At 44.6% G+C, this 13,191-nt stretch carries 12 protein-coding genes; 6 read left to right on the top strand and 6 right to left on the bottom strand.

What is annotated here, in order from left to right; all coding sequences use genetic code 11:
- The first annotated feature begins 66 nt into the window (after positions 1–66).
- The 5 genes from XDD1_RS04370 (at position 67) to purK (ending at position 4,644) form a co-directional block, all read left to right on the top strand.
- Positions 67–1,452, top strand: coding sequence for an MATE family efflux transporter (locus XDD1_RS04370; RefSeq protein ID WP_045969046.1), 1,386 nt, complete (start codon positions 67–69; stop codon positions 1,450–1,452).
- A gap of 192 nt (positions 1,453–1,644) precedes the next feature.
- Positions 1,645–2,139, top strand: coding sequence for a peptidylprolyl isomerase B (gene ppiB / locus XDD1_RS04365; RefSeq protein WP_045969044.1), 495 nt, complete (start codon positions 1,645–1,647; stop codon positions 2,137–2,139).
- A gap of 39 nt (positions 2,140–2,178) precedes the next feature.
- A complete protein-coding gene (lpxH, locus tag XDD1_RS04360; RefSeq protein ID WP_045969042.1) occupies positions 2,179–2,901 on the top strand; it encodes a UDP-2,3-diacylglucosamine diphosphatase in 723 nt (240 codons plus the stop codon).
- 136 nt (positions 2,902–3,037) lie between these two features.
- Positions 3,038–3,550 (top strand): 5-(carboxyamino)imidazole ribonucleotide mutase, encoded by a 513-nt coding sequence (gene purE, locus XDD1_RS04355; protein WP_045969040.1) that lies wholly within the window; start codon positions 3,038–3,040, stop codon positions 3,548–3,550.
- Complete coding sequence (purK, locus tag XDD1_RS04350; protein ID WP_045969038.1) at positions 3,547–4,644, top strand: 5-(carboxyamino)imidazole ribonucleotide synthase; 1,098 nt, start codon at positions 3,547–3,549, stop codon at positions 4,642–4,644. Before purE ends, purK begins: the two co-directional genes overlap by 4 nt.
- A gap of 145 nt (positions 4,645–4,789) precedes the next feature.
- Here the strand turns inward: purK and XDD1_RS04345 are convergent, their stop codons facing one another.
- From XDD1_RS04345 to XDD1_RS04320, 6 genes are all read right to left on the bottom strand, one after another.
- A complete protein-coding gene (locus tag XDD1_RS04345) occupies positions 4,790–5,674 on the bottom strand; it encodes an aspartyl/asparaginyl beta-hydroxylase domain-containing protein (protein WP_045969036.1) in 885 nt (294 codons plus the stop codon).
- A gap of 1 nt (position 5,675) precedes the next feature.
- A complete protein-coding gene (locus tag XDD1_RS04340) occupies positions 5,676–6,653 on the bottom strand; it encodes an NAD(P)/FAD-dependent oxidoreductase (protein WP_084720934.1) in 978 nt (325 codons plus the stop codon).
- Between the two features lie 27 nt (positions 6,654–6,680).
- Entirely contained in the window at positions 6,681–6,902 is a 222-nt protein-coding gene (locus XDD1_RS20330; protein WP_045969032.1) for an FAD-dependent oxidoreductase, read from the bottom strand.
- 50 nt (positions 6,903–6,952) lie between these two features.
- Positions 6,953–9,358 (bottom strand): ATP-grasp domain-containing protein, encoded by a 2,406-nt coding sequence (locus XDD1_RS18375; protein WP_167541623.1) that lies wholly within the window; start codon positions 9,356–9,358, stop codon positions 6,953–6,955.
- Between the two features lie 246 nt (positions 9,359–9,604).
- On the bottom strand, positions 9,605–10,756 hold the full coding sequence (locus XDD1_RS04325) for an MFS transporter (RefSeq protein WP_045969031.1): 1,152 nt from the start codon (positions 10,754–10,756) through the stop codon (positions 9,605–9,607).
- A gap of 399 nt (positions 10,757–11,155) precedes the next feature.
- Positions 11,156–11,770, bottom strand: a complete 615-nt coding sequence (locus XDD1_RS04320) for a riboflavin synthase (RefSeq protein WP_045969029.1) — start codon at positions 11,768–11,770, stop codon at positions 11,156–11,158.
- A gap of 118 nt (positions 11,771–11,888) precedes the next feature.
- Here XDD1_RS04320 and XDD1_RS04315 point away from each other — a divergent pair, with 118 nt between their 5' ends.
- Entirely contained in the window at positions 11,889–13,166 is a 1,278-nt protein-coding gene (locus XDD1_RS04315) for an MFS transporter (protein ID WP_045969026.1), read from the top strand.
- The last annotated feature ends 25 nt before the right edge of the window (positions 13,167–13,191 follow it).

Here is a 13,191-nt window from a genome sequence, read left to right as displayed (position 1 = left end):
TTATAGCCTTCAATACAGAGTGTATTGGTTAATGGTATGTCGGTGAGTAGTTGCCTCGGAGTAAGTATGCAAACAAAGAATAATTTTTTTTACTTTAAGGAGATTGTAAAGCTAGCTACACCAATTTTAAGTGTACGCATTCTCTATATCGCTGTGGGCTTTATCGGTATGTTGTTTATTGCTCATCTTGGCAAGCAAGAGCTGGCTGCTAGTGCATTAGTAGCTGCATTGAGTAACACTATAATGGTTGTTGCCATGTCGCCGTTGCTAGCTGTCGGTATTACTGTTAGTCGTTATTATGGACAGAATGAGCTTCGCGAGATTGGCATGGAAATCCGGCAGGCTTGGTTGATTAGTATCATTCTCGGTGTTATTGGTTCGTTGGTATTCTGGAACTTAACGAAATTGTTGGTATGGTTGCATCAGCCTATTGAGCTAGTGCCGCTGATTGACCCTTATTTTCGCGCAATGGCATGGGGTGTAATTCCTTCTTTACTATTGGCAAGTTGTCATCAAATGTTTTTTCCTCTTAAGAAGGGATATCTTGTCGTAGTATTAAGTGCACTAAACTTGGGTTTCACGATATTGCTTGGCTATGCTTTAATTCATGGTTACGCGGGTTTGCCTACATTGGGCATGGCTGGCTGGGCCTATAGCATATCAATTGCCAACTGGACTCTAGCGATTAGTGTTTTTATTTATTTATACTTTTCCAAAAATTTCACTAATTACCACTTGTTTGATTTCAAGGTGCTATGGGATCCAGCACGATTGGTGGCTTTTTTTCAGATTAGTTTCCCTATTACAATACAGTTTGCCAGTGAATTACTGATTTTTAGTACGATTAACATTATGGTTGGTTGGCTCGGTGTGGGTGCTTTGAGCGTTCAACAGATATTGATCCAGTGTTCTACCGTAGCTCTAATGATCCCTATGGGAATCGGCCAGGCGTGCACGATTTTGGTCAGTTACACGGTTGGCAATGGTGAATATAATCTGATAAGAAAGATTGGTCATGTCGGTCTGGTACTAGTATTCGGCTGCATGATAGCTATCGCAGTTGTATATTTGCTAAATCCACTTGCGATTATCGGTTTGTATCTCAATCTGGGGGCAGAAGAAAATGCGGCTCTGATAGAGCTGGCGAAAGTCATGCTGGTTATCGTTGCTTTTTCCCAAATTGCTGATGCTGTGCGTAACTTACTGATGGCAGTGTTACGTGGTTTGCGTGACGTCTGGTATCCGATGTGGGTTAATATGGGATTGCTCTGGATATTCGGCCTTCCTGTTTCTTATTTGCTGGCTTTTCCTTTAAAACAAGGTCAGCAAGGTATCAATATTGGCTTCCTTATTACATTCTTACTCGGGGCAATCCTGATGATGGTGCGATTTTTTCGTAAAACTGCCGATATGGCGCATGGCAAAACATCCGGCAAATCGATCAATAATTAAACTCATCAAATGCCTTGACATATCATAACAGTGAAACTCTTATATTTCTCATAGAGGGTGAGATACGGGCAAGTTTACCCTGCCCTGATACCGCCCAGAGTACTGACTCAAAATCTGAGATATGATATAACAGCGGTTGTTCCGAACCCCCTAAATACAGGGTCATTCAAAACTATTATTGGGATTTTTATTATGGTGACTTTCCACACCAATTTTGGCGATATCGTAATCAAGACATTCGCTGATAAAGCGCCGGTAACGGTTGAAAACTTCTTGGGTTATTGCTCGGAAGGTTTTTATGACAACACCATTTTTCACCGTGTTATCAATGGCTTCATGATCCAAGGCGGTGGCTTTGAACCGGGCATGAAACAGAAGATCACGAAAGACCCAATCAAAAACGAAGCCAACAATGGCCTGAAAAACAGCCGTGGCACCCTCGCTATGGCGCGTACCAATGATCCACACTCGGCCACTGCCCAATTCTTCATTAACGTGGTCGATAACGATTTCCTGAACTTCCGTTCAGAGCGCCCTGACGGATGGGGTTATTGCGTATTTGCCGAAGTCGTTGAAGGCATGGACGTGGTTGATAAAATCAAAGGTGTTTCCACTGGCCGCAGCGGTATGCACCAGGATGTACCGCATGAAGATGTGATCATTGAACGTGTCACTGTTAGCGAATAAAGACCATTTTAGCAGTTAATCGAAATAGTTAATCGCAACATGAGTACACTGTTTATTGCAGATTTACACCTCAGTGAACAAGAACCGGCAATTACTGCCGGTTTTCTGCGTTTTTTACGTGAGGATGCCATTCACGCTGAGAGTCTTTATATCCTCGGTGATTTTTTTGATTACTGGATTGGTGATGATGACCCCAACCCGTTACACGCTAAAATTGCCCAAGCCCTGAATGAACTGAAACAAAAAGGGATTGCCTGTTATTTTATTCATGGCAATCGTGATTTTTTGCTGGGTTCCCGTTTTGCCAGCGAGAGCGGTTTGATCCTACTTCCGCAGGAAAAGGTACTGGAATTGTATGGCAAACGTATTCTGATCCTGCATGGCGATACGCTGTGCACCGATGATATCGGCTATCAGCAATATCGTCAGCGCGTCCATACACCGTGGATACAACGGCTATTCCTGCTTCTCCCTCTGTTTATCCGTTTGAAAATTGCCGCCAAAATGCGGGCAGGTAGCCAATACGCCAACAGTCAAAAATCCGAATCGATTATGGATGTCAATCAAGCGGCTGTTATCGCGCATTTTAAAAGACATCAGGCAGATTGGATCATTCACGGGCACACTCACCGCCCGGCAATACATGATATGCAACTTGATGATAAAACCGTACATCGCGGTGTTTTGGGGGCATGGCATGAGCAAGGTTCGATGTTTAAAGTCACAGAAACAGCCATTGAATTGATCTCCTTCCCTTTCTAAACACCTTTATTTATTTTAGAAAAATCGACAAATCAAACGACGCAAACGTTTTCCTTGTGCAATTAGCGTGATATGATCCGCCGTCTGAAATTTCCTCTTTGTTCTGGTAGATACCCAATACAGGAGCATCTGATTTATGACTTCCCCAACAGAAATAGAGGCCAAAATTGCTATTGTCATGGGTTCTAAAAGCGATTGGGCAACCCTGCAACATGCCGCCGATATTTTGACCTCCCTTGCGATCCCTTTTCATGTTGAAATTGTTTCAGCACACCGAACACCCGATAAACTGTTTAGTTTTGCCGAACAAGCCAAGGAAAACGGTTTTGATGTGATTATCGCGGGTGCCGGTGGTGCAGCACATTTACCGGGGATGCTGGCAGCCAAAACCTTGGTGCCTGTGTTTGGGGTTCCAGTACAAAGCGCCGCGCTTAGCGGTGTTGACAGCCTGTATTCCATCGTCCAAATGCCAACGGGCATCCCCGTTGGCACACTGGCTATCGGCAAGGCAGGCGCAGCAAATGCCGCATTATTGGCGGCTCAAGTGCTGGCTTTGCATGACAATGCGCTGCTTCAACGTTTGTCGGATTGGCGCAGTGCACAAACACAGGCGGTTTTGGATAATCCAGATCCACGGGAGGAGGCATGAAACCCGTTTGTGTATTGGGAAATGGTCAGTTGGGCAGAATGCTGCGTCAAGCCGGCGAACCATTGGGGATCGCGGTTTATCCCGTTGGATTGGATGCCGAGCCGGAAGCGGTACCTTACCAGAGCAGCATTATCACCGCTGAAATTGAGCGCTGGCCCGAAACCGCATTAACCCGCGAACTGGCTCATCATAAGGCGTTTATCAATCGCGATATTTTTCCGCAACTGGCGGATCGCTTGCCGCAAAAACAGCTTATGGATACGTTGGGATTGGCGACCGCACCGTGGCGATGGCTTTCCACGCCGGATCAATGGCCACAACTATTTGCCGAATTAGGCAATTTCATCATTGTCAAACGCCGGACAGGCGGCTATGACGGGCGCGGTCAATGGCGTATCCGGCCAGGCGATGAAACCACCCTTCCACCTGAAATTTATGGTGGGGATGATGGTGGATGTTATGGTGAATGTATTGTAGAACAGGGGATTCCGTTTTCAGGGGAAGTCTCGCTGGTAGGTGCCCGTAATGCCAAAGGTGAATCGGTATTCTATACATTGACTCACAATTTGCATCAGGACGGTATTTTGCGTACCAGTGTCGCCTTGCCTGATCATACTGCCGACAGGCAATTTCAACAAAAAGCAGAGAAAATGCTGTCCGCCATCATGAATCACCTGGACTATGTGGGTGTGATGGCAATGGAATGTTTTATTGTCGGCGATGATTTGTTGATCAATGAATTGGCTCCGCGGGTTCACAATAGCGGTCACTGGACACAAAACGGCGCTTCTATCAGCCAGTTCGAACTGCATTTACGGGCGATTTTGAATCTCCCTATGCCACAACCTGAAATCTTCGCGCCATCCGTTATGATCAACCTGATCGGCACGGAAATAAATCCCGCATGGCTGAGTCTGCCGCTGGTTCGTTTACACTGGTATGAAAAAGAAGTTCGACCGGTACGTAAGGTCGGCCACTTAAATGTGACGCATGCAGATAAGGCGACACTGCAAACGACATTGCAAACCTTAGCGTCACTCTTGCCAACCGAATATCAAAGCAGCCTTAAATGGGCACAAGATAAATTAAGTTGATGGGTGACGTACTTCAAAGTGCATTGATTATCTCCCCGCACAGCGGGGAGACAATCAGCTACTTCTGTCTTGCGAGCTGCAACCTGAAGCTAATAGGGTATATTAAATAACAATGACACCCACGTAAAAATCCATTCTCACTTCTTTAACCAATAGTGACTCCAGACAGTGAGTTAAAGTGGTTAACATTATGGGATGTATAGCCACTTCGGACTAGAATATCCTTCAATGCCTCGTATCTTTCTCTAACTGATTTGTACGGATTACGACTAAAACATTCATCTAACAATTGAAAATATTCTCTGATTGACACTGCATAACTAAAGTGAAAGCGGGTAGCAAGAAACAGGATAGACTGAATGTTGAATTCATCGGCGTGCTCAGCTATATGAGCGAGTGAATCCCGCAGTGATGTTGGCAATGGTTGCCGATCATGAATAATATCTGGTTCTAGGTTGTCTACACATAACGTGTGGCTTTCGGAATACAAATCCTCGAATTTAGCACCAGAGTCAAAATCAAGCACTAAACTGTATTTCCCTACACGACTTAGTGACATTGCACTGTGTGCACTATGACCGTCAACAAACCATACTTCACCAGGGAGCATGTGATAAACTGTATTCTCTTCGGAATTGAGGCAACTTCGGTCTGATTTTAGCACCAGATGCACACGTTTGAACCCTTGATTGAATTCCAAATAATCAATATGTGGATAAATGGCTCCACCGTTATAAGAACGGAATATACGCACTGATTTGATCAGAGATATATTAAAATTGTTTCGAATAAGTTGGTTAATACAATCCAACTGCTGTCCAAGCTCTGTAGGACGAGCCTGCCCAACATACTCTCTTGATGTTTGGTCACCAGCGTCTCCACTGTGATTCCATAACGTGATGGTGCCCCAGTTGCCACAAGCATATTCGCTATATGCAACATCCAGAATTTCACTACCTACAATATTTAAGTCGTGTTCAATTTGTTCCTGATTCAGTTCAATGCTGGCCAACAATTTTGCACTCATCATGTTACATCTGTCCTCTACGGTGGGGGGAGAGAGAATCCCCAATGGTGTCAATACTGCGCAACGGGTCAAAAATTGTGGGTACATCGCCATCATCCATACAATGACGTGCGATCAATTCAGATGCTTGCTGGGAAAACATATAGCCAAAACCTGACAACGCACTGTTGATATAAATTTTGCCTGATACCAATGTACCGATGCAGGGCAAGTTATCCGGCATTTTGGTATAGATGCCCGTGTGCGTCACAGAACCATCTGGATAATATGGATGGGGTTCATCCATCGGCTCACAGTCATAGGTCCAAAGTGCTTGAACTGAAGGTTCACCTAAAACATCCGACCAGTTTTCTCTTACGTGAAAATGGCCTGGCAATGCCTGTCCTTGCAAGCCAGCCAGAGCTGGTTCTGCCGCGAGTTCCTCTGCATTGAAATTTAATTCAAAAGTATCTGCGTAGAATGAAAACGGCATTCCAGACAATGATCGTGATAAGTCCGGTAATACCACTTTGGAGTGAGATTCATAAGCAATAGGTAAGTTAATATCAATACGTTGCAGTAACGCCTGGCTATACTGACCAGCACAAATAATAACCTTATCCGCCACTATTGCTGTGCCATCGTCGAGTTTCAACGTTACCTTGCTGTTTCCCCAATTTAGTTCTTCCACTGTTGCTCGAGCAAATGTGAAACGACTGGCCATGGCTTCGAACAACATCGATTTCAAATATTCCCCAGTACGGAACCATCCACACCGATGGAACACCAACGCACTACGTATAGCGGGAGACAGGTTGGGGTAAAAATGATGTAACTCTTGGGCATCACGAATAAATGAAGCACCATCAAAACGCAACGCCAAACCCTCCGAGTCTTGGTACAGTGGTTTCTTAGACAAATCGGCTTGTTCCATCGCCAGCAACTGCATTTGCTCACTACCTTCATCTAGCTGACTAAAGAAGGCATAGCCACGTGTTTGCATCTGCAAACTGGGGTGGCTAGAGGCAAACTACACCAGAGAGTCTACACTTTGCTCTAATTGCTGTGTAAACAAGCCACCAGTGATGTCATTAGGCCAAAATGTACGGAATGCCTCCGTTCCTTTATTGCTTGCCACACTGCCTGGAGCCTCACGATCCAGTAAAGTGATGTGACAGTCTGGGTACAAGCGCCTAAACTGCCAAGCTGTAGCAATTCCAGAAACACCAGCCCCGATGATCACGATATGCATATAACTCCTCATTCTTTATATAATTCCCTGATCCATACCCAGGGCTATTGTTATTCCACGCTTAGTGTCAATCGCTTTGCTGTTTCCAGACAACGTGTAAAGGCATCATCTTCATTTGATACACAAATCACGTAACCGATACGATTAAATGAACTGCTACACGAAGGTACTTCATCGCCTGGCTTGTAGTTGAGTTCGAGACTAAACAGATCCAAGTCATCAGTTAGCTCAAGTGAACGAAGGTAACCAGCATCCCCATCATGAGTAAAAAAGTGGATTGCTGCTGAGCCCTTAGGATGTCTTGGTGTAGGAAGTAAGGTGCCAGATATTAGAACTTCTATTGCCAGCTTATACTGACAATGTTCCTCAACCAAAAGCAGCAATTCCGGAATTTCATCACCGCCTGGGCGGAGGTGAGTTTCGATGATATGCACGCCTTTAGAACCAGACATTACCTCGGTATGGGTAGCTCCCCAACGTACCCCCAACAAGTTCAGTGCCTTAAGAGTGGTTTGTTCAATCGCCACTTGTTCGGCTTCAGGTAATGGCGCGGGATAAAGGTGCCCCACTTCAACTCCTCGGTGATTAGTGTATTTCTTTGTTATACCCAGAATCCGAGTAATACCATCGCAACTCACTGCTTCTACACTGTATTCCTCACCCGGTAATTCTTCTTCCAATACCCATACTGCATCTGAATTGGAGTGATTTTCCAACGCATCTCGTAACGCAGGCATACCATCAATGAAATAAATATCGCGGCTGCCTACCCCATCTGAAGGTTTGAGAACATAACGATGATGGCCCGTTAACATTGAGGCAGCTATTTCCAGCAATTCAGAGGCGGTTCCTGAAACAAAGCCCACAGCCATATGGACATCCTGATTCAGCACACTACGCATCAGCCCTTTGTCGATGATTGTCTTCGCCACATCGACACCGTTGCCTTGCAGTCCATGGCGGTCACGTAACCATTCACAGGCAAGTTGGCCAGCATCAGAAAAATTCAAAATAGTGAGTGGAGGGCCAAATAGGCTCTCGCACTCGTCATATGCCTGCGCCACCGCGTTAAGATTACTTAATTTGACAGGAAAAGCGGCTCGACAGAGCTTGATAGCTTCTCCACTCAAGGAATTTGCCTCATCTGGTATCATTGCCACATCATAGCCTAGGGTTCGTATCGCTTTTGCCCCTTTAAGAGAATTCCCCAAAAGCAGCACCCAACCTGCCTCAGGTTGTTGCGACTGGAGCGTACTAATACCCTCTGGCTCCAGCAAAATTCGGGTATGTTGCACAAATGTATCTACTGCCTCTCGTGCTGCTTGTGTTGATATTCCCCCGGCGACTACGAAGCCAAGTCGGTCATAACTGCTAGACACCGATTGAATACGTTGAGGGACCGCCTTGATTTTTGACATCACGATGTTTGGTCCCGGCTCTGGCGTTTCCACAAGAGTGACAATGCCTGCTGCCTCAGGTACCAAGAAACGAATGGATGCGGCCTGATATTTCGCAGAGTTAGATTGCCCTGCATACCCATGGACCAGAAGTTCCAGATAACGATCCACTACATCTATGCCAGTCGATAGTTGGCACAACAAATGGATCATATCTCCACCTGGACGAGGATTAATCTCAATCAATGCCATACCATGTGAGGACAATTTGAATTCAACATGTGCTACTGTGTGACTGAGCCCAGCTTCGTTTAGCCAGCCATGAATGGTAGTTTCAACTTCTTGATATTCTGGCAATATCACCGGAAAGTCATGGCCAACTTCTACGGCGTAGCTACCCGATGTAATATGTTTCTCTGTCACACCAAGCAATTGCCAATTATTGGAAGTAGTATTCCAGATCAGTTCAGCGCTGTATTCCTGTCCCTCTACAAACGCCTCAATTAAATACTGGCTGGATAGACGATACCCACGCGCGTTTATCCTTTGTTCTTTAAGTGCGGCAACGGCCTTGTGCAGATCTTCCGCATTCTGACAAATACGTACACCTACACTTCCGCTATCATCGCAAGGTTTAACCACACAGGGATAAGGTACGGTACCGTCATCCAAAGGAGCTTTCAGTTCACATACTTGGTAATCAACATTCCCACTGGACACGACTTGCCGGGTAAGGTTCTTAAAGCGGCAATGAATCAATCCGTCTATACTTGGATGCGGGAGTCCCAGATGTCGTGCAACAAAAGCAGCAGTTATCAATCTGTAATCATCGAAAGCAACCACTCCGTGTAGCTCAAAATTAGCTAGGCGATTGAGGATAGAACCAATACAGTTGGTGTTGACCTCTATCACAATATCGGCCACTTCCAACGGATTAAGTTCCAGAGATTGGTAAAACTCAATCTCTTGAGTTAGAAACAACACGTGATAACCAGCATGTTGCAATTTACGGATTGCCTCGACTCCAGTACCGGAAGCATTAGTTTCCAAAAATGCCACATATTTATTCATTGCATCTATATGAATACATCCTGTTTGCAAGGTTTCCGGGCTCTGACTATCTAAGCTTTAAACAAGGAAATTAGACAGATTCATAATTTATTACCTGCCTTTGTCATTGCCAGAATTTATCTCACAATCTTTCAGTATTCCCCTCGTTATTAAGGATTAATATTTGTAGGCTGAAAATAGTGTTAATTAACCGACAATACTCATCTGATATTATTTCTTTTTGCTTAGAAATAATTAAGTTCCTCCGATACCTATTTTGGCTGCACGTGCAAGAGCAAAGTGTGTAGCCAGAATAATGGCTGCCACAGTGATGGCCACTATCGGTAAATTTTTACCCAGTGTATTAAACCCACTGATACCAATAAAAGTACCCAGCGATTCCGCTATCCCCCACACAAAATTACATACAGGCATAAAGGACTCTCGGCCATCCGGCCCTGCAAATTCAGCCGACAGATAATCGTTAAGCGGGCTCCAAACCATCTCGCTGAAAGTAAATACTACGACGAACATAATCAGAGCTTCAAAGCTATCTAGTTGGTAAAACATCAAGCTGGCACACAGCACCAATTGATTGATGCAAGACACCCACAACAACCCGTCTTTCCTTATCCGATCGATGTAATGCAGGACTATTGTCTGGAATACAATGATTAAACCAGCGTTTAGCGAAAACAGGATAGATACACGATGTCCTGTAGCACTGGTTGTAGCGAGTTGATAACTGATCCCATTAAAGAAAAATCCATATATAAGCCAAGGCGACAAACTGGCCAAGATGAACAACAGACGCATCCGTATTTGTCCAGATACAGTCTGTACATGTTCTAGTTTTTTTCTATGTAGAGGCAGGCGCTGTTCATCCAGCTTTGCAATCAACAAAGCGGTAGCGGCAAGCACAACTCCTGCCAGTAGAGGAAGTAGATTGATATAAATACGGGATGTCTGATCTGCAATGACTGTTCCCAACGCGCTGGCAACGTTAACAGCTACATTCAAATATCCGAATGCTTTCAAACCCTTACCACCCTGCGATAAGCCTGCGATTAATATTTTCGAGGCAATCGAACACAAGGCAAATGATATGCCGATGATCATAGACGCCAGGCTTAACGCAACGCATCCCTCTAAAAGAGTCAACAATACGCAGACTGCCGAACAACCAGCATAACCACACAACAATAATCTTTTAAGTCCAGTGCGAATGATCACAATCCCAGAGAACAATGAAGACACCCTTCCGCTGAGAATCAGTAGCGACACAGCTATAGCAGCATCCGCTTGGCTAATCTCCTTGGCCTTAACCAAATAAATAGCCAGAAAGGGTACAAAACTGTAATAGGCGAGACTGCCAGTGAAACGGGAAATAATAATATTCTTGACCAATTTTGCCCCTTACAGACAAGCACACACAATGTCTTTTCGCTAAAAATATATCTCCATCAAGTACCCTGATATCTTTTTTGTCGGCAAGATACTACCTCTCAAAAAATTCAAAAAAAATAAACAGAAAATAACAATATCGATTATTTATTAAAAAACAACCCAGTTATTTAATTAACAAGACAAAACAAAAAATTAAATCAGGTATATATCTCTTTTGAATCTGGAGCTTTGCAAATATAATTTCTTAATATATTAATCCCCTCAATTTAATTAAAACTCTGCGATATTAGAAATATACCTTCATTAGCAACATAGGGTATCTTTATTATCCTGAAATCCCTCAATAAAAATTGAGGGATTTGTGTATAAGAGACAAACACACAGCGGGGAGACAATCAGCTACTTCTGTCTTGCGAGCGTGCGAGATAATGTATCCACAATTGTTCTTGTCGTTTGATCTATTTCATAATTGAGAAAATCACCGACCTTAATCTGGCTGAGATTCGTCATTCTTAATGTCTCAGGGATCAGGTTTAAAGTGATGGTCTTATTTTCTTCATCAATGCCGTTGATGGTTAAGCTACAGCCATGCAGCCCAATAAAACCTTTCAGGAAGAAATAACGAATATTGTCTTGCGGGATACGGATCACTAAGCGATAGGTTTCACCCGTGGCAGTAAATTCGACCACTTCGGCCATGCCCTCGACATGCCCGTAAAGACTATGCCCGCCATTTTCTTTGTGCATCTGGTGTGAACGTTCAATATTGACGTCATCTCCAATGGCGAGAAACTTTAACGTGGTGGTATCCGTAGTAAAGTCTGAAATATCAAAAGCGACGCTATCGCCGCTGAATTGGGTCACCGTCAGGCAGGTGCCATCAATGGCGACACTGGCACCGACGGTGACATCATCAAAAAAATGATGATGATTGCTAACCATCAAGGTCGTGAATCCACTCCCTTTATTGAGTGATAATACTTTCTCTTTGCCTTGCACAATACCGGTATACATGATTACCCTCTCTCTCATTATGGAAATGTTTGGTAGGCCGTTTATTCGATACAGCTTTTTCTCATAATCACATAAAATAAGGTCGTTTTTAATCGCTTATATCCTTGATGGGGTCTCGATGTCCACTCAACACGACAAATTTGGGCGTACTTATCGGTGGTTTTTGCTGATACTTTTAGGCATGGTTTATTTTCTGTCCACAGCAACAACCTTTACGTCATTGGGTGTTGTCCTGCCCAGTATGATTAATGAACTGGGCTGGAGTTGGACAAGTGCCGGTTTGGGGTTCACACTGCTTGGCCTGACCTGCGGGCTATCCAGTTTTTTGCCAACGTTGTTTATTCGTAAGGTTGGCGTCCGTTTCACGCTGTTTATCGGCCTGCTGATTTTTCTGGCGGGTTTCTACCATCTTTATCACACCTACGCGATTGCATCCTATTTTATGGGTACGGCCTTAATGGGGGTCGGTTTTACTTTTCTGGCAACGGTACCCGGCACTTATGTGATTTCACGGCTATATGAGAAGCAGTCCCTGGCTTTTGGTTTCTACTTTACGATCGGCGGATTGGGCGGCGTTATTGGCCCGTGGATCTACTTTCTGGCAAGTCGTGTTTGGGGCACATGGCGGATGCACTGGATGATTTCTGCCATTATTCTCTCCGTTTTCGTTATCCTGACGATCATGACCCTGCAAGAGGGAAAACGGGAAGTCGCCCACGCCAAGGCCGTTAATCAGGAACATAACCGGCAGGATACGCCCAGCATTTATCGCACCAGACAACGCTGGACCGCACATCAAGCACTACGGACATGGCAGTTCTATGTGATTGCCGCAACTTACACCTCATTTTTATGGTGCGGCATTACGGTCAATAGCTTTGCGGTTGCCCATATTATCGAAAAGGGTTTCAGCGAAGCCATCGCCGCCGGGTTATTAAGTAGCATGGCTTTTATTAATGCGTTGTCCAGATTGGCCGGTGGCGCAGTGGGGGAATGGGTCGATCCAAAAAAATTACTGATTGTCAGCCTGACCATTATTATTGTGGGTTTGATTGCGCTGAGTAGCGCCTCATCATGGCCGTTCTTGATTGCGTTTACCGTATGTGTTGGGATGGGATATGGTATGACCTTCCTCGCATCCAGTGTCTTGCTGGCTAACTATTTTGGCCGCAAACCTTATCTGGAACTGTTTTCCGTCATGAACCTGATATCCACGCTGGCTTGTCTGGCGCCTTTTTTTGCCGGTGCCATCAAGGATTATTCAGGGAGTTTCACCGCTGCGTTCCTGATTATTGCTGTCCCTGTATCTGTCGTTCTTGTTGTCACATTAATGATGAAACCGCCGACTCATAAAATGAGAAAACAGCCGGTTGAAAATACTCAACTGACTAAATAGAGTGAATGAAATAATCGCTGATAAA

The sequence above is a fragment of the Xenorhabdus doucetiae genome (assembly GCF_000968195.1).
In the GTDB taxonomy this organism is placed as follows: Bacteria; Pseudomonadota; Gammaproteobacteria; order Enterobacterales; family Enterobacteriaceae; genus Xenorhabdus; species Xenorhabdus doucetiae.
This window is presented reverse-complemented; position numbering and strand designations above follow the sequence as displayed.